At 64.5% G+C, this 23,754-nt stretch carries 22 protein-coding genes; 14 read left to right on the plus strand and 8 right to left on the minus strand.

Annotated features, from left to right (window positions below):
• Positions 1-97: 97 nt before the first annotated feature.
• Entirely contained in the window at positions 98-1,402 is a 1,305-nt protein-coding gene (locus tag U5A65_RS23050) for an NAD(P)/FAD-dependent oxidoreductase (RefSeq protein ID WP_321947580.1), read from the plus strand.
• A 641-nt stretch (positions 1,403-2,043) separates the two neighbouring features.
• On the opposite strand, the gene U5A65_RS23055 is transcribed toward U5A65_RS23050, so the two are convergent.
• Complete coding sequence (locus U5A65_RS23055) at positions 2,044-2,931, minus strand: LysR family transcriptional regulator (protein ID WP_321947582.1); 888 nt, start codon at positions 2,929-2,931, stop codon at positions 2,044-2,046.
• 123 nt (positions 2,932-3,054) lie between these two features.
• On the opposite strand from U5A65_RS23055, the gene U5A65_RS23060 reads away from it, so the two are divergent.
• From U5A65_RS23060 to U5A65_RS23080, 5 genes are all read left to right on the plus strand, one after another.
• On the plus strand, positions 3,055-4,572 hold the full coding sequence (locus U5A65_RS23060; protein WP_321947584.1) for a UbiD family decarboxylase: 1,518 nt from the start codon (positions 3,055-3,057) through the stop codon (positions 4,570-4,572).
• On the plus strand, positions 4,565-5,149 hold the full coding sequence (locus U5A65_RS23065; RefSeq protein WP_321910138.1) for a UbiX family flavin prenyltransferase: 585 nt from the start codon (positions 4,565-4,567) through the stop codon (positions 5,147-5,149). Before U5A65_RS23060 ends, U5A65_RS23065 begins: the two co-directional genes overlap by 8 nt.
• 123 nt (positions 5,150-5,272) lie before the next feature.
• The gene (locus U5A65_RS23070; protein ID WP_321910140.1) at positions 5,273-6,442 is read left to right on the plus strand and encodes a GGDEF domain-containing protein; all 1,170 of its coding nucleotides are present in this window, start codon (positions 5,273-5,275) and stop codon (positions 6,440-6,442) included.
• Between the two features lie 140 nt (positions 6,443-6,582).
• Positions 6,583-7,590 (plus strand): SGNH/GDSL hydrolase family protein, encoded by a 1,008-nt coding sequence (locus U5A65_RS23075; protein WP_415765431.1) that lies wholly within the window; start codon positions 6,583-6,585, stop codon positions 7,588-7,590.
• A gap of 277 nt (positions 7,591-7,867) precedes the next feature.
• Positions 7,868-8,206: a CBS domain-containing protein gene (locus tag U5A65_RS23080; protein ID WP_321910143.1), complete on the plus strand. Its 339-nt coding sequence runs from the start codon at positions 7,868-7,870 to the stop codon at positions 8,204-8,206.
• Between the two features lie 64 nt (positions 8,207-8,270).
• Here U5A65_RS23080 and U5A65_RS23085 read toward each other — a convergent pair whose 3' ends face one another.
• Entirely contained in the window at positions 8,271-9,455 is a 1,185-nt protein-coding gene (locus tag U5A65_RS23085) for a citrate synthase family protein (RefSeq protein ID WP_321947587.1), read from the minus strand.
• Positions 9,456-9,617: 162 nt separating this feature from the next.
• Between U5A65_RS23085 and U5A65_RS23090 the strand changes: the two genes are divergently transcribed.
• Together U5A65_RS23090 and U5A65_RS23095 are read left to right on the plus strand one after the other, a co-directional pair.
• Complete coding sequence (locus U5A65_RS23090) at positions 9,618-10,982, plus strand: MFS transporter (RefSeq protein ID WP_321947589.1); 1,365 nt, start codon at positions 9,618-9,620, stop codon at positions 10,980-10,982.
• Positions 10,983-11,027: 45 nt separating this feature from the next.
• Complete coding sequence (locus tag U5A65_RS23095) at positions 11,028-12,005, plus strand: 2-hydroxyacid dehydrogenase (protein WP_321947591.1); 978 nt, start codon at positions 11,028-11,030, stop codon at positions 12,003-12,005.
• Positions 12,006-12,022: 17 nt separating this feature from the next.
• On the opposite strand, the gene U5A65_RS23100 is transcribed toward U5A65_RS23095, so the two are convergent.
• The 4 genes from U5A65_RS23100 to araD form a co-directional block, all read right to left on the minus strand.
• Positions 12,023-13,093: a LacI family DNA-binding transcriptional regulator gene (locus U5A65_RS23100; protein ID WP_321910148.1), complete on the minus strand. Its 1,071-nt coding sequence runs from the start codon at positions 13,091-13,093 to the stop codon at positions 12,023-12,025.
• A gap of 55 nt (positions 13,094-13,148) precedes the next feature.
• The gene (locus U5A65_RS23105; protein ID WP_321936606.1) at positions 13,149-14,432 is read right to left on the minus strand and encodes an MFS transporter; all 1,284 of its coding nucleotides are present in this window, start codon (positions 14,430-14,432) and stop codon (positions 13,149-13,151) included.
• A gap of 117 nt (positions 14,433-14,549) precedes the next feature.
• Positions 14,550-15,299, minus strand: a complete 750-nt coding sequence (locus U5A65_RS23110; RefSeq protein ID WP_321947593.1) for a ribonuclease activity regulator RraA — start codon at positions 15,297-15,299, stop codon at positions 14,550-14,552.
• A gap of 27 nt (positions 15,300-15,326) precedes the next feature.
• Complete coding sequence (gene araD / locus U5A65_RS23115; RefSeq protein ID WP_415765434.1) at positions 15,327-17,075, minus strand: L-arabinonate dehydratase; 1,749 nt, start codon at positions 17,073-17,075, stop codon at positions 15,327-15,329.
• 363 nt (positions 17,076-17,438) lie between these two features.
• On the opposite strand from araD, the gene U5A65_RS23120 reads away from it, so the two are divergent.
• The 4 genes from U5A65_RS23120 to U5A65_RS23135 all read left to right on the plus strand — a co-directional run bounded on the left by U5A65_RS23120 (position 17,439) and on the right by U5A65_RS23135 (position 20,102).
• Positions 17,439-17,987 (plus strand): PAAR domain-containing protein, encoded by a 549-nt coding sequence (locus U5A65_RS23120; protein WP_321947595.1) that lies wholly within the window; start codon positions 17,439-17,441, stop codon positions 17,985-17,987.
• Entirely contained in the window at positions 17,984-18,598 is a 615-nt protein-coding gene (locus U5A65_RS23125) for a hypothetical protein (RefSeq protein ID WP_321910156.1), read from the plus strand. Before U5A65_RS23120 ends, U5A65_RS23125 begins: the two co-directional genes overlap by 4 nt.
• Positions 18,595-19,290 (plus strand): hypothetical protein, encoded by a 696-nt coding sequence (locus U5A65_RS23130; RefSeq protein WP_321910158.1) that lies wholly within the window; start codon positions 18,595-18,597, stop codon positions 19,288-19,290. Before U5A65_RS23125 ends, U5A65_RS23130 begins: the two co-directional genes overlap by 4 nt.
• 149 nt (positions 19,291-19,439) lie before the next feature.
• Complete coding sequence (locus tag U5A65_RS23135) at positions 19,440-20,102, plus strand: gamma-glutamylcyclotransferase (protein WP_321910160.1); 663 nt, start codon at positions 19,440-19,442, stop codon at positions 20,100-20,102.
• 7 nt (positions 20,103-20,109) lie between these two features.
• Here U5A65_RS23135 and U5A65_RS23140 read toward each other — a convergent pair whose 3' ends face one another.
• The gene (locus tag U5A65_RS23140; RefSeq protein ID WP_321910162.1) at positions 20,110-20,751 is read right to left on the minus strand and encodes a LysE family translocator; all 642 of its coding nucleotides are present in this window, start codon (positions 20,749-20,751) and stop codon (positions 20,110-20,112) included.
• A gap of 114 nt (positions 20,752-20,865) precedes the next feature.
• Between U5A65_RS23140 and U5A65_RS23145 the strand changes: the two genes are divergently transcribed.
• Entirely contained in the window at positions 20,866-21,324 is a 459-nt protein-coding gene (locus U5A65_RS23145; protein WP_321936565.1) for an Lrp/AsnC family transcriptional regulator, read from the plus strand.
• A gap of 18 nt (positions 21,325-21,342) precedes the next feature.
• Here the strand turns inward: U5A65_RS23145 and U5A65_RS23150 are convergent, their stop codons facing one another.
• A complete protein-coding gene (locus U5A65_RS23150; protein WP_321936566.1) occupies positions 21,343-22,644 on the minus strand; it encodes an aspartate aminotransferase family protein in 1,302 nt (433 codons plus the stop codon).
• 77 nt (positions 22,645-22,721) lie between these two features.
• On the opposite strand from U5A65_RS23150, the gene U5A65_RS23155 reads away from it, so the two are divergent.
• The gene (locus U5A65_RS23155) at positions 22,722-23,612 is read left to right on the plus strand and encodes a LysR family transcriptional regulator (RefSeq protein ID WP_321947597.1); all 891 of its coding nucleotides are present in this window, start codon (positions 22,722-22,724) and stop codon (positions 23,610-23,612) included.
• Positions 23,613-23,754: the final 142 nt, after the last annotated feature.

Below are 23,754 nucleotides of genomic sequence, written 5' to 3' on the forward strand. Positions count from 1 at the left end.
GGGACAGCATGCACGGTTACTTCCCTCCCCTTCATGCCGCCACGCCCATCCTGTTCGCGAGTGTGTCCGCGTGTGACTATTCGCGAGCCAGTGCGTCATGAATGCCGCCAGCATCGTCGTGCTCGGCGCGGGGCCAGCAGGGTCAGCCGTTGCGCGCGCGCTTGTGGGGCTCGGCTATCGCGTGCAGGTGGTGAGCGACTGGCGTCGCTTCGATGCTGCCGAAGCCCTATCGGCACGCGCGATCGAAGCGCTGCGCCGTGCGGGCCTGCATCGCGCAGCCAGTCGCGGCGAGGGACCCTGCGTGCGCACCACACTCTGGAACGGCGTGCTGCAAACGCTCGACGCGGAATTCCTCGTCGACCGGCGTGTGTTCGATGCGGCCTTGCGCGAGGACGTGCGCGGCGCGGGCGTGGACGTGATCGAGGCGAATGTGCGTTCGCTGCAGTCCACTTCCGCGGGGCACGACCTCATGATCGAAACCGCTGACGGACCGCTCACGTTGCGCGCGGATTTTCTTGTCGAAGCGCGTGGCCGCCTCGCACCGCTCTTGCGCGACGCTACGCGCGGCCCGCAAACCGTGAGCCTGCTGAACGTATGGAAGGGCTGCGCGGGCGCGGCGGCCACTGCGGTGGAAAGCCTGCCGGCCGGGTGGGCGTGGATGGCGCGCCTCGGCAACGGCCGCTGCTACTGGCAATTGACGCTGGATGTCACGAACCCCGAGTTGCCGCAGCGCGATGAACTGCTCGCGTTCTGCGAGCGCATGCGGCACTCGCCGCTTGCCAGCGACTTCTTCGCGGGCGACGCAGCGAACGACGTGCGCCTCTATGCGCGCAGCAGCACCGCCACGCTGTGCGGCCGTACCGGCGGCCACAACTGGCTGCGCGTGGGCGACGCCGCCATGGCCGTCGATCCGCTCGCGGGCAATGGCGTGTTCCAGTCGCTCACCTCAGCGTTGCAGGCGCCCGCCGTGATTCACACGCTGCTCGCGCGGCCCGAGCGCGCGCCGCTCGCGCTGCGCTTTCACCAGCAGCGCATTGAGCAGTTGTTCATGCGCTTCGCGCGCACCGGGCGCGATGTGTATGCGCTCGAACAGCGCTGGACCACGCAGCCCTTCTGGCAAACGCGTAGCGCGTGGCCCGACGACCGGCCTGCTCGTGTGAGCGCCGATTTCAACGAGTTGAACGTGGGACGCGCGCCCGTGATCGACGGCGGCATGATTGCCGAAGCGGATGTGGTCGCGAGCCCGGACCAGCCGCTTGGCATCTGGCATCTGTGCGACGCTGCGCTTGCGCCTGTTGTTGAGGCGTTGCGGCGGGAGCCCGCCGAGCAGGTGCTCAAGTCGCTCGATGCGGATCAGGCGCGGATGATTCGGCATTGGCTTGCCATGCAGGATTATCCTTAGCTTTAGGTCGCCGTGTGGCCAGGCGGTTTGGTGTTTCTCTTTGGGCTTTCCTTGTTTTCGTGGCGGTATGCCAGCGTTGCCCCTGTGCGGGGCGGCACCTACTTTCTTTGCAGCGGCAAAGAAAGTAGGCAAAGAAAGCCGCTCAAACCGCCAGCGCCTGCCACCGTTCACCTCGCGCCACCCCAGGTAAATGGCTCCGGAGCGTCTGTCACCCCGCACCATTCTCGTTAGTGACAAAGGGCTCGTCCGTTCCCGCTGCTCGCTGCGCGCGCAGCGGTTGGGTCTGCAAGGGAAACCAAGGGGCATTGTCATGCGGTAACGCAATGCAAGCGCACCACTGGTTTTAGGTTATGCCCTTCGGGGCGCGCAGCGCCGCCGGAAGGATGAGCGCCTTGTCACTCAGTTCGGTGGTGCGAGGTGACAGACGCTCCGGAGCCATTCAACTGGGATGGCGCGATGTGAACGGTGGCAGGCGCTGGCGGTTTGAGCGGCTTTCTTTTGCCTACTTTTCTTTGCCGCTGCAAAGAAAAGTAGGTGCCGCCCCGCACAGGGGCAACGCTCGCATACCGACACGAACACAAGAAAAGGCCAAAGCCCCAGGAACAAAAAAACCATCGCACTGCAAATCACCAGCACCCACCTCACCGCTCCTGAGCGGCCATCTCCAGCAACGCCCGCGTCCCCGCCGATCGGTCATACGCCCGCGTAGCGATCACCACTTCGCTATACCCATTCGCCATCGCAAGCGGCTTGAACACCGCCCCTTCCAGCCCAAAGCGAGCGAGCGTGCGCGGCACGATGCCAACCCCAAGCCCCGCTGCCGCGAAGCTCATCACGCCCACGGAATCGGTCGTGCGCAATACACTGGCAGGCTCGACCCCGGCCTCGAGACACAGCTCCGTCACGCGATGCCCGAGCCCAACGCCGGGCGGATCGTCCACGACGATGAGGCGCTCATCGGCCACGTCGCGCAGCGTAATCCGACGACGGCCGGCGCAACGATGTTCGCCAGAGAGCACGACATCGAGCGGCGTGCGCGAAAACGGCGTGATGCGAATCGAGGCCGGCTGGGGCCCCGGCGGCGAGCGCAAAAACGCCACGTCGATGCGCTCATCGGCGAGCGCGTTCATCTGCGCCTGCACGGAGATCGCGCGCAGTTCCAGTTCGACCTCCGGCCGCGCCTGCGCAAAACGCTTGAGCAGCGCAGGCAGTTCCGGCTCGAGCGCTACGGAACTCGCATAGGCAATGCACAGCTTGCCCAGTTCGCCACGGCTCGCACGGCGCCCGGCCAGCACCGCCGTTTCGGCCTGCGCGAGCGCCGCGCGCGCATGCTCCAGAAACACCGCCCCCGCGCCAGTCAGCTCGATGCCCCGCCTCACGCGCTGGAACACCTTGAAGCCAAGCTGCGCTTCAAGCGCTTTCATCTGCTGCGTGACAGCCGGCTGGGCAATGCCCAGGCGCTCGGCGGTGCGCCCGAAATGCAGTTCCTCGGCCGCGATCACGAACGTTCGGAAGTAACGAAAGTCCATAGCCGCACATTTAACAAATAAGATTATCTTATCAAAATCGCCGGTTTCGATTTATTGATTCGATCGATACAAAGCGGTCCAATAGGGCTATCCAGCCTTTGGCTTCACCCACACCGCACGACCATGAATCAACGAATCGAACCCGCTCAACTCCAGACCGAACCTATCAACGACCTGCGCTCGGCCCTCAAACGGCTCGAGCAGTCGCCCGGGCAACTGCTCGAAACCGACCACGAGGTCGACCCGCATGCGCAACTTGCCGGCGTCTACCGGCACATCGGCGCGGGCGGCACGGTCGAGCGGCCCACCCGCCTCGGCCCCGCGATGATCTTCAATCACGTGAAGGGCTACCCGCAAAGCCGCGTGCTGGTCGGCCTCATGGCGAGCCGCAAGCGCGTAGGCCTGCTGCTCGACGCCGAGCCGCGCCGCCTCACCCAGCACATGGCGCAAGCCGTGCGCAACGCCATCGACCCCGTGAGCGTGCCGCGCGAAGCCGCGCCGTGCCAGGAAACCGTGTATCTCGCGAGCGACCCCGGCTTCGATCTGCGCAAGCTCATCCCCGCGCCGACCAACACCGAGAGCGACGCCGGCCCGTTCCTGTGCCTCGGCCTCGTGCTGGGCAGCGACCCTGACACCGGCCACGCCGACGTCACCATCCACCGCCTGTGCGTGCAGGGCCGCGACGAGCTTTCCATCTTCTTCGCGCCGGGCCGCCATATCGACGCTTTCCGCCAGAAAGCCGAAGCGCGCGGCGAGGCGCTGCCCGTCTCGGTGAACATGGGGCTCGACCCGGCCATCCATATCGGCGCCTGCTTCGAAGCGCCCACCACGCCGTTCGGCTTCGACGAACTTTCCATTGCGGGCGGGTTGCGCGGCAAGCCGGTCGAACTCGTGGACTGCGTGAGCGTGAAGCAGAAGTCGATTGCGCGCGCCGAGATCGTGATCGAAGGCGAGATCCTGCCGAACGTGCGCGTGGCCGAAGACCAGCACACGCACACCGGCCACGCCATGCCTGAATTTCCGGGCTACAACGGCCCGGCCAATCCCGCGCTGCCCGTCATCAAGGTCAAGGCCATCACGATGCGCCACGGCGCGATCATGCAAACGCTCGTGGGCCCGGGCGAGGAGCACACGAATCTCGCGGGCATTCCCACCGAGGCGAGCATCTACAACGCCGTGGAAGCCGCCATGCCCGGCTTCGTGCGTCAGGTGTACGCACACACGGCCGGCGGCGGCAAGCTGCTCGCGGTGCTGCAGGTCAACAAGCAGTCGGCCTTCGACGACGGCCGCGCGCGGCAGGCGGCGATCATCGCGCTCGGCGTGTACTCGGAACTCAAGCACGTGATCCTCGTGGACGCCGACGTCGATCCCTTCGACACCGACGACGTCATGTGGGCCATGACCACGCGCTACCAGGGCGACGTCTCTACCGTGTTCGTGCCCAAGGTGAACGGGCATGTGCTCGACCCCTCGCAAACGCCCGAATTCAATCCCGCGCTGCCCGCGCGCGGCGTGACCTGCAAGACCATCTTCGACTGCACGGCGCCGTACCATCTGCGCGACGAATTCGTGCGGGCGAAGTTCAAGGAGGTGGACCCGCGCCCGTTTGCCCCCACGCTTTTCGGGGGCGATCATGAGTAAGCGCGCGTTGAATGGCCGCAAGCGGCTGATCGTGGGCGTGACGGGCGCCACGGGCTTTATCTATGCGGAACGCACGCTGCGCCTGCTGCGCGAAATGGAGGTCGAGACACATCTCGTGATCTCCCGCGCGGCCGAACTCACGCGCGAGTACGAGTCGAACCTCTCGCGCGAAGCCGTGCATGCGCTCGCCGACCATGTCCACCCGATCGCCGATGTGGGCGCTTCCATTGCGTCGGGGTCGTTCCGCACGCTCGGCATGCTCGTCGTGCCGTGCTCGATGCGCACCGTTGGCGAGATCGCCTCGGGCGTCACGAGCACGCTGCTCACGCGCGCCGCCGACGTGGTGCTCAAGGAGCGCCTGCCACTCGTGCTGATGGTGCGGGAAACGCCGCTGAACCTCATTCACCTGCGCAACATGACGACGGTGACCGAGGCCGGCGCAGTGGTGTTCCCGCCGGTGCCCGCGTTCTACGCGAAGCCCGCGAGCCTGCAGGAGATGGTCGATCATTCGGTGAGCCGCGCGCTCGACCAGTTCGGGCTCGATACCGAACGCATAGAGGCGTGGCGCGACGCGTAAAGCCTCCGTGGACACCCCGCGGACGCACGCCGGACAATCAGGGAACGTGCATCGCAGTATTAAGTTTCGGCGTAAAATGCGCCGTTCGCCGCGATGTACCGGCGTAGAAGCCTCACGCCAGCGATGCACGTCGATCTACTTACCATCTACTTTCTCCTGATTGGGACCCTGCTAGCCAGTTCCCTGATCACGCTCTGGGAGCATCGAACGCATCCCGCGCGCAGCAAGGCCTTACGGATTCTTGCCGCCGGGTACGCCACTCTCGCAACCGGGTGCGCCGCGGTACTCGTGCGCGCCGACCTGCCGGGCGTATGGGGCGCGGCGCTGAGCAACCTCATCATCATGGCCGGCTATCTGCTGGTGTTGCACGGCGTCGCGACGATGAACGGGCGGCAATACCGGGCAGGCTCGATCGCCCTGCTCGCGCTGATCGCGCTGACATGGGCCACATGGGGCGCACGGCATCCGGCCGAGATGTGGTATTACGCGAGCGCGTTTCCCATTGCGCTGGCGAGCGGCATGACTTCGCGCGAGTTGTTGCGCGGCGACGGCATGAAAGGGGTGCAATCACGCCACGTCGCGACCTTCGTGACCGGTTTTCATGCCCTTTTTTACGTGTTCAGGACGTTTTTGCTCCCCTTGTTGGGGAGCCGCTATGGGGACGGCTTCGTCGCGCTGGTCAGCAAGATCACGATGTATGAAGGCGTGCTGTATTCGATCGTTCTGCCCATGTCGCTGCTCAAGCTGATTCGCGAGGAAACGCACGGGCAGCTTTTGCGCGAATCCCAAACGGACTACCTGACCCGCCTTGGCAACCGCCGCTGGTTCTTCGAAGAAGGCGAGCGCGTGATGAGCGAGGCCGGGGCGCGCGAGGCCGGGGCCCGCCAGCCGGTCTCGCTCCTCGCCTTCGATCTCGACCACTTCAAGACCATCAACGACCGCTACGGCCACAAGACCGGCGACGAAGTCCTCAAGGCGTTCGCCGACATTGCCCGCAGCGCCATGGGGCCCGACGCGATCCTCGCGCGCATAGGCGGTGAAGAATTCGCCGCCCTGCTGCCAGGCCACGACCGCTTGCGCGCCAAAGCGGTGGGCGAAGCGATCGCCCGGCGCTTCGCCCAAACCGCGACGCACAAGATCGAAGGCGTGGACATCCGCGCCACGGTGAGCATCGGCCTCGCGCAGCATGGTCACGAGGCGTCCACGCTCTCCGACCTGCTGGCCGCTGCCGACGCCGCGCTCTACAGCGCGAAGTCGCTGGGCGGCAACCGGCTCGAAATGCTGGTTCTCTAGCACCGCACGCCAAGTCAGCCATTTGTAGGCTGCGCGCATCCTTTTTGCTGAGCCACTTAAGCCCGCCTCATCCCGGTCGCGGGCGTAACCGCACTGAGCGGTAAGGGGGCGCAATGGCAACGATCGATTCCCGGATCCGGATGACAATTTCTGCCGGACTCATTGTCCTGCTCGCGGCTTGCGGCGGCGGCGGCGGTGGCAGCAGCGCAAGCGGAGGCTCGAGCACCGGCGCGAACACGCCGGCGGGCGGCGTCAAGCTGCAGGTCGTCTCGTTCGGCGACAGTCTTTCCGATGTCGGAACCTACGCGCCGATTGCGGGCGCCGTAGGCGGCGGGCGGTTCACAACCAACCCCGGCCAGGTCTGGTCCCAGGACGTCGCGCAATATTACGGGGACACCCTGAGCGCCGCCTACACCGTCAGCATTGATCACAAGCTGAGCGCGCAAGGTGGCTTCGGCTACGCGGAGGGCGGCTCGACGGTCGCCACGCCGGCCGACCAGTACGACTTCCTCTCGAGCGTGATCGGCAACATCGAAATGCCGGTCAATCAGCAGGTTTCGAACTATCTGTCCGCGCACGGCAGCTTCAACTCCGGCCAGCTCGTGCTGGTCTGGGCAGGCGCGAACGACGTGCTGCGCGCGGGCAATCCGCCGTCCGCCAATACCGTCGTGCAAACCGCCGCCACGACGCTCGCGCAAATCGTCGGACAGATCGTGCAGGCCGGCGCCACGCATGTCGTGGTGATCAACGTGCCGAACATCGGGCTCTCGCCCAAGGGCCTTGCCGCTGCCGACGGCGGCGCGAATCTGACCCAGCTATCGCAGCTCTTCAACTCGACATTGAACGGCGCATTGCAGGCCGAGGGTTTGCAGGGCAAGGTCATCGAAGTCGATTCGTACACCTGGATCACGCAGCTCGTGGCGAACTTCCAGGCGAGCGGATTTAGCGTGTCCAACACGGCCCAGGCGTGCGACGCTTCGAAAACGCCGGACGACACCTCGTTGCTCTGCTCGCCGGCCACCTATGTCGCGGCCAATGCCGACCAGACCTATATGTTCGCCGACGACCTGCACCCGACCACGCACACGCATACGCTCTTCGCGCAGTACGTCGAGCAGCAGATCGCGGCGAGCGGCCTGGGTCATTGAGTGCTGGATTCACGCGGCCGCGGCGCGTAGCCAGCACACACTTACCAGCAATGTGACCTACACTCAGTGCGTGACGCATTTCGCAACCCGCTCGGACGTGACCGCGCTATGCAGCGAGGAGACCATCGCCTGCCATAGATGCGCATCGTAGGCAGTGCGAGCAGTCGTTCGTTGCGAACCCCGATTCTGGCGCCTTGGCACCGTGTGCCCCCGCCGGTGTGTCTGCCAGAATCGTGCGACGAATGAAGATTCGTCGCGTCACGCTGAAGGAGCGACCATGCGCGCACTCGACATCACGACCGAGTCCGTCGTCTCCGCCATGCCGGAGATGACGATCCGCGACGTGGCGACCTTGTTCGTCGACAACGATATCGGCGGCCTGCCGGTCATCGACGCAACGGGAAAGGTTGTCCGCATCGTCAGCCACAGCGACATCCTGCATCGAATAGCGAACGGTACGGTCCGCGCGAAACGCGCACGGTGGCTCGAAATCCTCGTGTCGTCGCCGCGCGAACAGGCCGCTGCAGACGATCCCGCACCGCCCGCGGTCAACGGCAAAGCACACGACGACGCCATCGTGCATAAAACGTTTCCTCGCGTGACGCCCACGCTCTAGCGCAGCCTTCAAACATCGACTGCATACGTCTGTCACATCTGGAGAATGAGGGCGATTTCCTTCGTCAATACTCCTGATGATTTCCAGCGCCGGCGGGTCCGATATAGTTGGCCCGCGGCCGCAGCAGCGTGCCGCTCGTCATCTGCTCGATGGCGTGCGCCATCCAGCCCACGCTGCGACCAATGGCGAATATCGCGAACACGGCATCTTCCGGCAAGCGGCACCAGGCGGCCAGCGCGGTGAGCGCGATGTCGATCGTGGGCGCGAGACCGCGCGACGCGTGAACGTAGTCGATCAGCGCGCGCACGTCGTCCGGTGCCTCGAACGCCGCAAGCAGATCCGCCGCGCGCGGGTCGCCTTGCGGATAAAGCGCGTGACCGAAACCCGGCAACGGGCCGTTCGAATCGAGCCACGACTCGGCCGCCGCCGCGACACCCATCTCGCGCACCTTGCCGAGCAGCGCCTGCACGCGCAATGCGGCGTCGCCATGCAAGGGCCCGGCGAACGCGGCGAGACCCGCCAGCATGCATGAGCCAAGCGACGCGCCCGTCGATGCGGCCACGCGTGCGGCAAACGCCGAGGTCGTCAGCTCCTGGTCCGCCAGCAACGCGAGCGCACGCCGCAGCAAGTCCGCCTGCGCTTCGCACTGCCACGCACGCGCGAGCCGCTCATGCAGCGCGCCGCTTTCACCGAAGGCGCCGATGTTGCGAGGCCCGACGAAGGCGCTCGCCAAGCGGCCCACGAGGCGCGCAGCTTCCTCGTTCAACCCCGCGGCAACGAGCGCGCCGCTCGAAGGCGGCTGCGCCGCGGCGAGTGCAATCGACGCATACACTCGCGCACGCGGCGGCGCCCCAACGGGCACGCTCACGTCGTCGTGGCAGGTGGGGAAAACCGGTGCAGCGCCGGTTGCCCATAGACATTGGGCCACCTCTTCGAGCGTCGCCCGGCTCGCGAGTTCGACCGCATCGTGCCCGCGGTAGTAGAGCCTGCCCCGCGCAATCGTGGAAATACGCGTGTTGATGATGGGTTCGCCCCATGCCATCGTGCTCGCCGCGATGTTCTTGTGCGCGCGGCCCAGATCCCGTTTCTTCCTGAGCGCCGCAACATCCGAGCCGCTGTACAGCTTGCGGCTTGCGTGCTCCGGGTCCCAGCGCACCTCGATGCGCCCGCGGCTCACATACGCGTACAACGTCTGCTTGCGCACGCCCAGCGCGTGACAGGCCTCCTCCTGCGTCATCCAGTTTTCCACTCGCTTTCCCTGGGTTGGGCTGGTTGATTCACTTAATCAAGATTGACGCGTTCTGGCGGGGTGCGTCAAATACAGTCAATCCGACCCGCGCACAGCAACGCAGCTTACGGGTACGGATCGACAATGATAACCGCGCCTTAGAGCCCGACACTGGAGACACCGATGTCCACGCAGAGGTCCGTCAGCTACGCCGCCACTGAAGTCACAAGCGCCGCGCGCGCCACCCGCACGCGATACACGATTCTGGCCGCCATCCTGTTGCTCGCGACGGTCGCCTACGCAGACCGCGCGATCCTCTCGATTGCCGGACCCGGCATAGCAAAGGAATTCGGTCTCAACCCCATCCAGCTCGGCTACGTGCTCTCGGCGTTCAGCTGGGCCTATGTGGTCGGGCAGATCCCAGGCGGCCTGCTGCTCGACCGCGTGGGCACGAAGGTCATGTACGGCGCCACGCTGATCCTGTGGTCGCTCGCAACGATACTCGTCGGCTTCGTCGGCAAGGTCACTTCCGATGTATCGATGGCGCTGGGCCTGCTGTTCGCGCTGCGCTTCGCGCTGGGGCTCATCGAAGCGCCGAGTTTCCCCGCCAACAGCCGCGTGACGGTCATGTGGTTCCCGAAGGAGGAGCGCGGCTTCGCCACGTCGTTGTTTGCGTCCGCATCGTATTTCGCGGTGGCGATCTTCTCGCCGTTCGCGGGCTGGCTCACCGGCAAGTTCGGCTGGCCCGCACCGTTCTTCGCACTCGGCCTGATCGGCATTGCCTGCGCCGGCATCTGGGTGCGCGTGATGCACGAACCGCGCAAACACCCGCGCATTTCGCCGGCCGAACTCGACCGTCTCGTCGCGGGCGGCGCGATGATCGACATCGACTCGAAGTTCGAGCGTCTGTCGCGCCCCGCGGTGTCCGGCAAGGCGCTGCGCAGGCTGCTGGGCAACCGCATGCTCTGGTGCTCGTATATCGGCCAATATTGCGTGATCGCGCTGAGCTATTTCTTCATCACGTGGTTTCCGATCTACCTCGTGCAGGCGCGCGGCATGAACGTCATGCAGGCCGGCCTCGCGACGATGCTCCCGGCTGTCGCGGGCTTTCTGGGCGGCATTGCGGGCGGCGTGATTTCGGATGCGCTGATCCGGCATGGCTGGAGCGTTTCGTGGGCGCGCAAGACGCCCTATATCGTCGGCATGGCGGTGGGCTGCTGCATCGTGTTCTCGGCGTTCACCGAGAGCAACACCGTGATCGTGCTGCTCATGACGCTCGCTTTCTTCGGCAAGGGCGCAGCGGCCGGCGCAGGCACCTGGGCCATCGTCTGCGATACCGCGCCACGCGAAGCCGTGGGTCTCGCCGGCGCGATTTTCAACTGTATCGGCAATATTGGCGGTATCGTCACGCCTATCGTGTTCGGCTATATCGTGCAGGCAACGGGCGGCTACACGGCCGGTCTTTATTTTGTCGCGGCACACTGTGTGGTCGCGGCGCTGGTTTATCTCGTGTTCATGGGCCGCATCGAGCGCGTGAACGTCAACTGAGCGCGTGCCCACGCCTCAACCGAAGCAAGGATTCATCGATTCACCATGGCAAAACCCATCATTCTCAACGCAGCCGAATTGCCGGAACGCACCCAGGCGGAACTTGCCTCGCTCTTCACGATGCTCGATCTGCCGAAGGCGCCGGAAGAAGCGGCTGCGTTTCTCGCGCAGCACGGCGCGTCCATTCGCGGCATCGCGCTGCGCAAGACGAAGATCGATGCGGCATTTCTCGACGCCCTGCCCGCGCTGGAGATCATTGCGAGCTATAGCGCCGGCCTCGACAACCTCGACGTGAAAAGCGCGCAGGCGCGCGGCATCCGCATCGAAAACGCGTCGCACGTGCTGGCCGAAGATGTCGCGAATACCGCTATTGGCCTGGCGCTCGCGCTCACGCGCGACATCGTGCAGGCAGACGCCTACGTGCGCTCCGGACAATGGCCCGAGCATGGCGCACTGCCGCTCGGCCGCTCGATTTCGCGCATGAAGGTCGGCATTGTCGGGCTCGGCATGATCGGCGCGGCCATCGCGAAGCGGTTGAAGGCGTTCGGCTCGCAAGTCGCGTACTACGGGCCGAACCGCAAGAGTGTCGATCTGCCGTACTACGACGACGCAACGCGTCTTGCGGCCGATAGCGACATGCTGATCCTCACCTGCCCGCTCACGCCACAAACGCATCATCTGGTGAATGCGGCCGTGATCGACGCGCTCGGCCCGCAAGGCTTCCTCATCAACATTGCGCGCGGTCCGGTGGTCGATGAAAGCGCGCTGATCGCGGCGCTCGATGAAAAACGTATCGCAGGCGCGGCGCTCGACGTGTTCGAGCACGAACCCCACGTGCCGCAAGCGCTGATCGACAATCCGCGCGTCGTGCTGACTCCGCATATTGGTTCGGCAACGGAAGAAACGCGCACGGGCATGGCCGATAACGTGGTCGATATGCTGGCGAGCCATTTTGGCATTGCCAGTCCGCGCAGCGCACCTGAGCAAACGCCGGAAGTCGTGAAGACCGCAGCAGCAGCCTGACCGCTCCTGTGCAAGACTCAGGCCGATTCGCGCGCCACGATCGTGAACCCCACGTCGAGCGCGCGAGCCTCGGTCACGCTGGTTTCGCCGCTCAGGCGGTCCAGCAAAAAGCGCGCGGCGTTCACGCCAATGCGCGTGCCCTCCACGCGCACCGTCGTGAGCTGGGGCGTGGTTTCAGTGGCGAATTCCAGATCGCCGAAGCCGCAAATCGCCAGTTGCGAGGGGACGTGCACGCCCATCTGGCGCGCGGCACCGAGCGCGCCGATGGCGAGCAAGTCCGAGCCGCAGAACACGGCGTCGATATCCTGGGCGCGCGCGAGCAGTTGCGGCAGCGCGCGTTTGCCGTGCGCGACGGAACTCGGTGGCGCGACCTGTTCCTCGGGCACGTCCTCGATGCCTGCCTGCGCGAGCCGTTCGCGAAAGCCCGCGCGCCGCGCGAGCGCGCGCGCGTCGTTGGCGGAGATGAGCGCAGGACGGCGCGCGCCACGCGCGATAAAGTGCTCGGCCACCGCCGCGCCGATCCGGTAGTGCGAAAAGCCCACCAGCATGTCGATGGGCGTATCGGTCATGTCCCACGTTTCGACCACGGGAATGCCGACGTTCTTGAGGCGTTCGCGCAACGATTCGGTATGCGCCACCCCCGTGAGCAGCACGCCTTCAGGGCGGCGGCTCAACACCGTATCGAGCAGGCTCTCCTCGTTCGACGCGCTATAGCCGCTCAACGCGAGCAGCACTTCGTAGCCCGCGCGCGACATCGTCTCGCTGAACACCTGAATGGTTTCCGCAAACAGCGAGTGCGAAACCGTTGGCACGATGGCCGCAACGAGCCGCGAGCGCGCCGACGACAACCCGCCCGCGAGCCGGTTGGGCACATAGCCCAGTTTCTGCACGACCTGACGCACGCGCTCCAGCGTCTCCGGCGCGACCGACTCCGGGTTGTTGAACACGCGCGAAACCGTGATGGGCGAGACGCCCGCCTGCGCGGCGACATCGGTGATGCGCAGGCCCTTCGGGCCGCCGCGCGTGCGCTTCGTGCGCACGGTGGCGTCCGCGTGTTCGATGCTCGGAGCGGGTTTGATGGTCGACATGAACGTGAACGGGTGTGGGCGGTGCGCGGCTATTGTAGCGAATGCGCCTCGCAGCCTAGCGTGCGTTGTTCGGCAGGGGCGCGCCGTCTGCGGCTTGCGGCGTACGATTGCCACGGCGCAGGATCATGGCGGTGACGATCGCGAAGATCACCATGCACGCGGCGGGCACGAGCATGGGCATGCGCGTGCTACCCGTTGCCTGCTTCACGAAGGGCACGAGATTCTGCGCAATGAAACCGCCAATATTGCCGAGCGAATTGATTGCCGCAATGCCTGCCGCAGCGCGCGCGCCGTAAAGGAACTTGGGCGGCAGCGTCCAGAAGCACGGAATCAGCAGATACATGCACGGCGCACCAAGACACAGCGCGGCGAAGCGCAGCGCGTGGCCCGGCAGAAACACCGACGAAACAAAGAACACCATGCCGAGCAGCGACGCCACGAGCATCGCGACCGTCGCATGATTGCTCGCGCGCAGCCGCGAAGGGAGCGTCGCGAGCACGATCGTCGCCAGCAGCCAGGGAATGATGTTGAGCAGCCCGTTCGTGGTGTTGCTCACGCCGAATCCCTTGACGAGCGTAGGCAGCCAGTAGCTCACGCCGTACACGGAGATCGACAGCATCATGTAGTAGAACGCCATGCCGAGCACGCGCGGCTCCGTGAGCACGCTGAGCACGGAGCCGTGGCGCTCCCGGCCCCGCGCGGCCGCGCTCTCGGTCGAGAGCGTGTGCACGAGCCAGCGCTTCTCCCCTTCGGAGAGGAACGTCGCTTGCTGCGGCGCTTTCGGTAACAGGTACAGCACGACGATCGTCAGCAGTACCGATGGAATGCCGGTGACCACGAACACGAGCTGCCAGCCTTGCAGTCCGAACAGTCCGCCTTTGTCGAGCAGCCAGCCGCAAATCGGCGCGCCGACCATGTTGCCGAGGCTGCTGCCCACCGTGAAGTAACCGAGCATGCGCACGCGGTGGCGCTGCGGGAACCACAGGGTGAGGTAATAGATCACGCCGGGATAGAGCCCCGCCTCGGAGGCGCCCAGCAAAAAGCGCAGGATGTAGAACATCGTGGCGTTGCGCGTGAAGGCGAGCAAAATCGTCACCACGCCCCACGTGAACATGATGCGCGCCATCCAGCGCGGCGCGCCGTACTTGTGGAGCAAGATATTGCTCGGCACCTCGAACAGCAGATAGCCGATGAAGAACAGCGACGCGCCAAGCCCGTATGCGACCTCGGAAAGCCCGAGGCTGTCGAGCATCTGCAGCTTCGCGAAGGCGATGTTGGAGCGGTCGATATACGCGACCAGATAAAGCACGCCGAGCAGCGGCATTAGCCGCCAGCCCATGCGGTTGATCAGACGCGGCTCGTCAACCGCTGCGATGGCATCGTTCACGTTGTCTCCTGAGCCCGCTTTGCGCACGGGCCTCTGTTTATTGGTGCCGTTCTGCTTACTTCAGGCGGCCTATTTTGCCTGCTGCTCGCACCATGCGCGATATGCCGCCAGCGTTTCCTCGTTCGGCGGATAGGTGCCGCGCAGTGCGAGACCCGACTCGATGCGCTCGGTGATGAACGCTTCGAGCCGCTCCTGTTCGGTGGCGTCGCGCGCCACTTCCCCGGCCATTTCGTGCGGCACGATCACGACGCCGTCGGCATCGGCCACGACGATATCGCCCGGATAAACCGCCACACCGCCGCACGCGATCGGCACGTTCATGTCCACGGCATGATGTTTCGCGAGATTCAGCGGTGCGCTCGCCCCCGCGCACCACAGAGGCAAACCGAGCGCCGCGATCGTGCCGCTGTCGCGCACAGGGCCGTCCGAGACCATGCCCGCCACGCCGCGCTTCGCGAGACGCAACGCGAGAATCGAGCCCACCGACGCCACGGTGCGGTCTCCACGGCAGTCCTGCACGAGCACGCTACCCGCAGGCGCCGTTTCCACGGCCTTGCGCTGCGGATGATCCGGATTCTGAAACACGCCCACGTGGTCGAGGTCCTCGCGCGCCGGAATATTGCGCAGCGTGAATGCAGGACCGACGAGATTCGGCGTGCCCGGTTCGGGCTTCACGAGCGGCGCCACGCCCTGCAAAAACACATTGCGCAGGCCGCGCTTGAAGAGTTGGGTCGTGAGCGTGGCGGTGCTCACGTGACGCAGTTGTTCGAGCGCGGCTTCGCTGACTGGCGGGTTCGTTGCAGAGTTCGGTGCGGTCATGATCGGTGATGTCTTCGATGGTGGAGATTAGTGAATTTCAGGCTCGGTGCCGTGGGCTTCGCACGGCGTGGCGGCTGGCGTTTCGAGGAAATCGAAATCGCAGCCCTTGTTCGCCTGCGTCACGTGCAGCTGATGCATCACGCCGAAGCCGCGCTCGAACGGACGCTTCGGCGCCGTCCACGCCGCTTTGCGCGCGGCCAGTTCCGCGTCGCTCACCTGCAGATGCAGGCGGCGCGCCTCGACGTCGAGCTCGATGATGTCGCCGTCTTTGACGAGCGCGAGCGGCCCGCCCACGAACGATTCAGGCGCCACGTGCAGCACGCACGCGCCGTAGCTCGTGCCGCTCATGCGCGCGTCGGAAATGCGCAGCATGTCGCGCACGCCTTGTTTGAGCAGCTTTTGCGGAATCGGCAGTTGGCCCCATTCGGGCATGCCGGGCGCACCTACGGGGCCCGCGTGCTGCAGCACGATCACGGAGTCGGCGGTGACGTCGAGGTCGTCGCTGTCGATACGTGCCGCCATGTCGTTGTAGTCGCGAAACACGACGGCGGGGCCGCGATGCCTGAGCAGATGCGCCTCCATCGCCGCGGGCTTGATGACCGCGCCGTCCGGCGCGAGATTGCCCGTGAGCACGGCAAGGCCGTCGCGCGCGACGAGCGGGTTGCGGCGCGTGCGGATCACGTCGTCGTTGAAGATTTCCGCGCCCGCGATGTTTTCGCCGAGCGTTTTGCCGCTCACGGTCATCTGCGTGCCGTCGATCAGGTCGCCGAGTTCCACGAGCAGCGCACGCAGGCCGCCTGCGTAATAGAAGTCCTCCATCAGATACTGGCCGGCCGGGCGGATATTGCCGAGCACGGGCGTCACGCGCGCGAGTTCGTCGAAGCGCGCCGTGGTCAGATCGATGCCCGCGCGGCGGGCCACGGCCACGAGGTGCACGATCGCGTTGGTCGAGCCCGACATCGCGAGCACGGTGGTCACGGCATTGTCGAACGCCTTCGCGGTGAGGATGTCCGAGGGCTTCTGGTCGGCCCACACCATCTCGACAATGCGCTGCCCCGTGAGCGACGCGTACTGCGCGTGACGCGAGTCCGCCGCGGGAATCGACGAAAAACCAGGCAGCGTGAGGCCGAGCGCTTCGGTGGCGCTCGTCATCGTCGAGGCCGTGCCCATCGTCATGCAGTGGCCCGGCGAGCGCGCGATGCCGCTCTCGATGCCCTTCCACTCGTCTTCGGTGATCTTGCCCGCGCGCAACTCCGCCCAGTACTTCCATGTGTCCGAGCCGCTGCCGAGCGTGCGGCCATTCCAGTTGCCGCGCAGCATCGGCCCGGCGGGCAGATAGATCGCGGGCAGATCCATGCTGATCGCGCCCATCAGGAGACCCGGCGTGGTCTTGTCGCAGCCGCCCATCAGCACGCAGCCATCGAACGGGTACGACTTGAGCAGTTCCTCCGTCTCCATGGCGAGGAAGTTGCGGTAAAGCATGGTGGTGGGCTTCTGGAACGGCTCCGCCAACGTCATCACGGGCATCTCGACCGGAAAGCCGCCCGCCTGCCAGATGCCGCGCTTCACCTCCTCCACGCGTTGCTTGAAGTGCGTATGGCACGAGTTGATCTCGCTCCACGTGTTCACCACGGCGATCACGGGCTTGCCCATGTAATCGGACGCGTGATAGCCCATCTGCGCGGTGCGCGAGCGGTGGCCGAACGAGCGGAGGTCGTTGACGCCGTACCAGCGGTAGCTGCGCAGGTCTTCGGGCTTCTTGCGGACTGGGGACAAGGTGTTCTCCATGATAACGCTACCATTTCGGCGAATAAAAAAACCGCCGAGGGCGGGCGGGTTCGATAGGGCCGCTGGTGAGGTGTTCCAGATGGTAGCGTTATCATTCGCGATCGGATCCTGGGGGAAATACGGAGCGTGATGCACGCAGTGCGTCTGTCGTGCTGCGCTGCATGTCGGTTGCCGCCCCTTTTTCGGACATATCCGATACCACCGCCGGCCGGTCTACCTGACGATATCTCACACAAGATAATTTTATCCCGTCATTGCGCACCAGCCATATCGCTAGACGGGCGTTTTTTATCGACTTCGTGAGGATAGGAAAATGTCAGGTAAGCGGGAATGCCGCGCAGGGGAGTCGAAATGAGACGAGCCCTGCTAAAGCTCGGAGACAAGACGACGGCGGGTGGCGTTGTGCTCGAAGGCGTCGATAGTTGCCTGCATCACGGCACGCCGCTCACTTTCATCGGCGCGAAGATCTGGTGTCCCGAGTGCAATTCGGAAGGCGTGATTGGCTGGAACGGCCCGCATCGCAAGGCAACGATGATGGGCAAGCAGCAGGCCCTGGAAGGCGATCTCTGCCTCTGCAGATGCGATCCGCCACCGGTGCTCCTTGCTTCGCAGAACAGCGCCTGGCATGTGTTCGAGTCGCATGAACTGGAAAAGGCAACAGGTGCCGGCCATTCGATGACCCGCGCATCCCCGGCCGGGCACGACGAACTGGAACACTACTTTGAAATCGTTGACGCGATAAGCGGCGCTCCAATTGAAGGAATGACCTATACGCTGTTAAGCAACGGTGTTTCGCTGGTCAATAGTCAATCGCTTGTCACCGGGAGAACGGCAATCGTTTCTAAAGCCGACTATCCCAATCTAACGTTCATTGCATGGCGCAAGGGGGACGTCAGATGAGCGACACGATCGACAAAAACGTGCGTCTGCTCGCAGCCATTGCTTACGGCGAAGCTTCAACGGCAAACGACGCTCAGGAAATCGGCGGCATCGCTTTTGCAGTTGCTAACAGGTGTCGTGCGTGGGGCAACAAGACTGTGACCGAATTGCGCAGTGCGGATCCAAACTATGCATACGCGTGGGATGGTTCCAACGAGCGTTTCAATAAGCTCATGCGAACATCAGACGCGGAGATAGCGTTCAATCCAGGCATGCAACTGGCGATTGACTCTGCACGCAAGGCAATAGCGAACAGCGGCGTGGACCCTTCAAATGGTGCGTTCTGGTGGGATGGGCTGGATTTCAAAACCAGGTATTCCAGCCACCCCAAAGTCCGCGACGGATTCAAATGGACAGATCCGTCCCACAACCTATTCGACGTGCCGGAAAAACGCCGGTCTGTCATTGCGTATTGGCGAGTGCGAAACAGAAAGACTGGCCAGGTCGTCGATGGCGCCGAGCGTGGCCGGTACGATTCGGTATGGATTTCAACCGCAGCCCACGGAAGCACGATTTTCTGGATTCACGATCCCGACTACCTGCAGGCAACGGGTGGAAAATCGTATCGATGAAGCGCTTCACAATCCTCCTGGCCGTCTCCTCTTGCATATCGACATACGCATATGCAGAGAAAATTTACGACGACTATGACGCTTTTTATGCCGACCAACCAGGCGCCATTTTCAAAACCCCGCTCAAGCAAGACAGGAGGAATGTATATTCCAACTTCGGCGAAAATGGCATCTATGCGGAGATACGGGCAACCATCAACGGGAGACCCGCGAGAATTCAGGTTGCTTCGGGGCACATATCAATCAATAAGAAAACGTACAGGTTTGCCCAGGCCATAACATTTCCAAACGAACACACGGGCGACATCTACCCCGGCACCGCCGAAGTTTTCATTGCGAAAGGTCTGGACAATCGTTCGCCGCTTCTGTGTCTGGAGGGGCACGGTAGCGGGTCCGGCGAAGCCAATCGCCGTCAACAGATATTCCTTCTGATGAACCCGTTTGGCCATCAGCCAGTGTTTCTTCATTTGCCTGGCCTTCTTTCGTCATGCCGGGCCGTGCTGGCAACGCACAACGGCCAAGTGGTCTTCCCGCAGAATAGTTATGTGTGGAATGCGACGCAGGATGCACGAACAGGTTTGCAAATCTCGTACTTTGCATTCGAGCGCGGGCGATTTGCCCCGACAAGCAAGAAGATCAATCTGCGCTTCGTTACGCCAGAGAACCCGTTCACCTTCTATCGACAGGAATAGCCGATCTCGCCGCGCCAGGACAAGCGGATGACCAATTGCCGCAGCGATTGTCGCCTCCCGATGAACACAGCATCGCGTTCGAACCACTTTATCCAGACTAACAGCGCCCGCATACTGCGTCTCATAGATTTCACGATCATGCCGACGCCATGCTAAACAGAGACGCCATCCGCTCCGGTGCGTTTCTCGAGAGTTTCAGCCATCTTCCGCCGGAAATTCTCTGGACGCAGACCCAAATCGACCAGTCGCTCGCCGAAACGATGGCGAAGCGCCCCGCTGGCAAAGAGATCTGGGTGTTCGGCTACGGTTCGCTCATGTGGAATCCGCTCTCGCGCTTCGACCGGCGCGCGAGCGCCACGCTGCACGGCTGGCGCCGGAGCTTTTGCATTCGCCTTTTCGGCGGCCGCGGCACGCCGCAGCGGCCGGGCCGCATGCTCGCGCTGGAGCCAGGGGGCGCCACGCAAGGCCTCGCGCTGCGCCTCGACGCCGCGACGCTCGAAGAAGAACTGCATATCCTCTGGACCCGCGAGATGCTGACCGGCGCCTATACGCCGGCCTGGACCACCGTGACACTCGCCACGGGCGAAACGCGCCACGCTCTCGCCTTCGTGGCAAGTGATTGCCCGCGGCAATACGAGGCCGATTCGAGCCCCGCGACGGTGGCCCGCCTGATCGCCCAGGCGCAGGGACCGCTCGGCTCCAACGCGGAATATGTGTTCCAGCTCAGGCAAGCGCTCGCCGATTGTGCGTTGACCGACGCCTACGTCGAGGAGGTGGCGCAGGCGCTCGAACGGATCGAATTGACGCCCTGACTACGCGCTAAGCGAGCCGCGCGAGTCCCGTGACCAACTGAACGACGCCAAACGCGGCGATCGCAACGGCGGAAAAAATGGAGATGCCCCGCGTGAACGCGAGCGGCAGCTTGGTTCGCAACGCGGAGGTCACGCCGCTCAGGAACAGCCACCACACGGCCGAGCCCGCGAACACACCCGTCACCATGGGCGCCACCGAAAGCCATCCCGGCACGCCATGTTCGCCCGGCATGGCCGGCAATGGTCCGAGCGCCGCAAAAGCGGCGATGAACGAAAAAATCGTCAGGGGATTCGAGAGCGTGAGCGCAAACGTCGTGAAGAAGTCACGCGTAACAGGCGTGCGCAAGCCCTCCTGGACGGCGGCCGGCGCACGAGGCGCCTCGCGCGCGATCGTCCACGCCATCCATACCAGAAATGCCCCGCCAGCCGCCTTCAAGCCCACGGTCAGCATCGGCAGCGCCGCGACGATACCCGCCACGCCGAGCGCGCCGAGCAAGCCGTAACACGCGTCCGCGCACGCAGCACCCATGCCAGTGGCAAAGCCGGAGCGGAAACCCCGGCTCAGGCTGCGCTGGATGCACAGCATGCCGATGGCCCCGACCGGTGCGGCGATGCAAAAACCCAACGCCACCGCTTTAACGAACAACATGTCCCTCTCTCCGCAATTCATGTTCTGTGGGGGACTATCGTAGACCGCGAAGATTATCCGCAGAAGCGGGGATTTAAGGGAAAATGGGCATCTCACCTTAAACATTTCGCCAAGATGGACGATCTGGACTGGAAAATACTGGCGCTGCTGCAGGAGAGCGGGCGCATGACCTATACGGAGCTGGCTCGCCGCGTGCATCTCTCGGTGCCGGCGGTCACGGAACGCGTGCGACGTCTCGAAGATGCCGGCGTGATCGAAGGCTATACGGCGCGCGTGAATCCGGCCGCCGCTGGCTATCCCCTCTGCGCCCTGATCGGCATTACGGTGCCGCAGTCCGCGAAAGCGAAGTTTCTCAAGCTGCTCGGCACGATTGCCGAGGTGCTCGAATGCCATCACGTCACGGGTGCGGACTCCTACGTCATTCGCCTGGTGGCAACGAGCGTGGCCGATCTGGAGCGACTGATCCAGCGGATCAACCTTTACGGCGAGACGCGCACGTCCATCGTCATGTCCACGCCGCTCGCCGCGCGTGCGCTCACGCCGCCTCAAAACGGGTCGCGCGGCAAGGCGTAGCCGCGACGACCCAGGGGCTCAAAGCGAACGCGCGATTGCTTGGCCCAGCAGTTCCACGCCGAGATCGATCTCCTGCTCGCTTACGGTCAGCGGCGGCGCAATGCGGAACACGCCGCCCATGCCGGGCAACTGCACGATATTCATGCTGAGCCCAAGCTTCATGCATTCGCGCGTGATCTTCGCGCCAAGACCGTCGGCGGGTTCCTTCGTGCGGCGGTCCTTGACGATCTCGAGACCCAGCAGCAGGCCGCGCCCGCGAATGTCGCCGATGCAGTCGAAGCGCTCCATCAGGTCCAGCAGTCCGCGCCTGAGCCGGTCGCCCATGATGTTTGCGCGCGCAACGAGTCCGTCGCGCTCCACCACGTCCAGCACCCGCAGGCCGACCGCGGCGGGAAGCGGATCGGACACATGGGTCGTGTAGAACAGAAAGCCGCGTTCGTGCGCCGCTTCTTCGATCTGCGCGGACGTCACCACCGCCGCCAGCGGCAAGCCCGCGCCCAGCGTCTTGGAGAGCGTGAGAATGTCGGGCGTCACACCGTCGTGCTCGCACGCGAACATCGTGCCGGTGCGGCCAACGCCTGTTTGCGCCTCGTCCAGGATCAGCAGCATGCCGCGCTCTTCGCACTTGCGCTTGAGCGCCGCCATATAGCCCGGCGGCAATTCGATGATGCCGCCCGAACTCAGGATCGGCTCCGCAATGAAGGCCGCGAGATTGCCACTCGACTGGCGGTCGATGAGATCGAACGCGTAGTCGAGTTCCGCGAGGTAGTCGTATTGCCCGTTGCGCTCGAAGCGCGGCCGGTACATGAACGGCGCGGGAATCGCGTACGAGCCCACCGCTGCGGGACCTACGCCCTTGCGGCCTGCGCTATAGGTGGCCGAAGCCGCGCCGCCGGTCATGCCGTGCCACGACTGCGCAAAGCCCACGATTTCGAACTTGCCCGTGACGAGTTTCGCCATGCGGATGGCGGCCTCGTTCGACTCCGCGCCGGTGCTCAGCAGCAGCGCCCGGTCGAGCCCGGCGGGCGTGACATCGGCTAAGCGCGTCGCCAGCTCGACCACGGGCCGCGAGAGCATGCCGCTGAACAGGTGGTCCAGCTTGCCCGCATATTCGTTGATGACCGAAACGATCTCGGGGTGGCTGTGGCCGAGCACCGCGCTCATCTGCCCCGAGGTGAAATCGAGTATCGGGCGGTCGTCCGCGTCGTAGACGAAGCTGCCCTGGGCGCGCTCGATGATCATCGGCTCGAACGTGCCGCCATAGCGGATCAGGTGCTGCCGCGCGTTGCGCCAAAACTGTTCGTCGTCGTTCCTGGACACAGGCTTCTCCTTTTCGGGTGGCAGGTTTTTCTTGCAGTCTAGTCGGCGCTCTGGTTTTATAGAATCGAATAGTTCTTATGCAAGCTAGAAGAGAGGCTAATATCGTGAGCCGCCCGCTCGAAATCGATTTGCTGCGCTCGTTCGCGGTCATTGCCGAGGTGCGTTCGCTAAGCCGCGCGGCCGAACGCGTGGGCCGCACGCAGTCGGCGCTGAGCCAGCAGATCAAGCGGCTCGAGGAGATCGTCGATCAGCCGCTGTTTCAGCGCACCGGGCGCGGCGTCGCGCTGACGAGCCCCGGCGAGCGGCTGCTGGTCCACGCCCAGCGCATCCTGCGCCTGCACGACGAGGCGATGGCCGACCTGTGCGGCACGGGCCTGTCGGGGAGCATCCGCTTCGGTTGCCCGGACGACTATGCGGCCGTGTTCCTCCCCTCTTTGCTGCGACAGTTTTCGAGCCAGCATCCCCATGCGCTCGTGGAAGTCGTCTGCGTGCCCACGCCGCGCCTGCTCGAACAACTCGACAAGCGAGCGGTCGACCTCGCGATGGTGTCGCTGCCTTTGAACGCCGGCGACACGGACGACGAGATCATTCGCCGCGAGCAACTGGTCTGGATCGGTTCGCCCGAACTCGACGCCGCCCACTTCGACCCGCTGCCGCTCGCGCTCTCCGATCCCGATACGCTCGACCACATCGCGGCCTGCGAGGCATTGGAGCGCGCGGGCAGAGCCTACCGGGTCGCGTATGCGAGCAGCAGCCTCGCCGGGCTTACCGCGCTCGTGCGTTCGGGCCAGGCCTTCGCCGTCATGACGCAAACCGCCGTTCCGCCGGATCTGGCCATTCTCAATGGCGACCCGGCGCTGCCGCCCTTGCCGGCCGTCGGGATCACGATAAAGTTCGGGCGCAAGCGGCCCTCGCTGCTCACGGCGGCGTTTGCGGAGCACATTCGGCTCACGCTGCCGATGTTGTGAGCACGCTGCCGCGAACAGGGCGCGCGCACGCTACGCGCGCACTGCCACGGTCTGCCAGGCAGGCGCAACCACGTCGCGTCGCTTGCTTTCGTGCTTTCGTGACGTGAGCGGGTCGATATTGAATTCGTAATAACATCGTATG

Origin of the sequence: Paraburkholderia sp. J10-1 (assembly GCF_905220165.1) — a bacterium.
GTDB lineage: Bacteria > Pseudomonadota > Gammaproteobacteria > Burkholderiales > Burkholderiaceae > Paraburkholderia.

Excerpts from the sequence above, each read along its gene's own strand:
- U5A65_RS23125 (WP_321910156.1), top strand. The coding sequence starts at position 17,984 with ATGAGCGACACGATCGACAAAAACGTGCGTCTGCTCGCAGCCATTGCT.
- U5A65_RS23065 (WP_321910138.1), top strand. The coding sequence starts at position 4,565 with ATGAGTAAGCGCGCGTTGAATGGCCGCAAGCGGCTGATCGTGGGCGTG.
- U5A65_RS23105 (WP_321936606.1), bottom strand. The coding sequence starts at position 14,432 with ATGGGCTGGCGGCTAATGCCGCTGCTCGGCGTGCTTTATCTGGTCGCG.
- U5A65_RS23100 (WP_321910148.1), bottom strand. The coding sequence starts at position 13,093 with ATGTCGACCATCAAACCCGCTCCGAGCATCGAACACGCGGACGCCACC.
- U5A65_RS23080 (WP_321910143.1), top strand. The coding sequence starts at position 7,868 with ATGCGCGCACTCGACATCACGACCGAGTCCGTCGTCTCCGCCATGCCG.
- U5A65_RS23075 (WP_415765431.1), top strand. The coding sequence starts at position 6,583 with ATGACAATTTCTGCCGGACTCATTGTCCTGCTCGCGGCTTGCGGCGGC.
- U5A65_RS23060 (WP_321947584.1), top strand. The coding sequence starts at position 3,055 with ATGAATCAACGAATCGAACCCGCTCAACTCCAGACCGAACCTATCAAC.
- U5A65_RS23140 (WP_321910162.1), bottom strand. The coding sequence starts at position 20,751 with ATGTTGTTCGTTAAAGCGGTGGCGTTGGGTTTTTGCATCGCCGCACCG.
- U5A65_RS23145 (WP_321936565.1), top strand. The coding sequence starts at position 20,866 with ATGGACGATCTGGACTGGAAAATACTGGCGCTGCTGCAGGAGAGCGGG.
- U5A65_RS23050 (WP_321947580.1), top strand. The coding sequence starts at position 98 with ATGAATGCCGCCAGCATCGTCGTGCTCGGCGCGGGGCCAGCAGGGTCA.
- U5A65_RS23155 (WP_321947597.1), top strand. The coding sequence starts at position 22,722 with ATGCAAGCTAGAAGAGAGGCTAATATCGTGAGCCGCCCGCTCGAAATC.
- U5A65_RS23135 (WP_321910160.1), top strand. The coding sequence starts at position 19,440 with ATGCTAAACAGAGACGCCATCCGCTCCGGTGCGTTTCTCGAGAGTTTC.
- U5A65_RS23090 (WP_321947589.1), top strand. The coding sequence starts at position 9,618 with ATGTCCACGCAGAGGTCCGTCAGCTACGCCGCCACTGAAGTCACAAGC.
- U5A65_RS23070 (WP_321910140.1), top strand. The coding sequence starts at position 5,273 with ATGCACGTCGATCTACTTACCATCTACTTTCTCCTGATTGGGACCCTG.
- U5A65_RS23055 (WP_321947582.1), bottom strand. The coding sequence starts at position 2,931 with ATGGACTTTCGTTACTTCCGAACGTTCGTGATCGCGGCCGAGGAACTG.
- U5A65_RS23130 (WP_321910158.1), top strand. The coding sequence starts at position 18,595 with ATGAAGCGCTTCACAATCCTCCTGGCCGTCTCCTCTTGCATATCGACA.
- U5A65_RS23110 (WP_321947593.1), bottom strand. The coding sequence starts at position 15,299 with ATGACCGCACCGAACTCTGCAACGAACCCGCCAGTCAGCGAAGCCGCG.
- U5A65_RS23120 (WP_321947595.1), top strand. The coding sequence starts at position 17,439 with ATGAGACGAGCCCTGCTAAAGCTCGGAGACAAGACGACGGCGGGTGGC.
- U5A65_RS23095 (WP_321947591.1), top strand. The coding sequence starts at position 11,028 with ATGGCAAAACCCATCATTCTCAACGCAGCCGAATTGCCGGAACGCACC.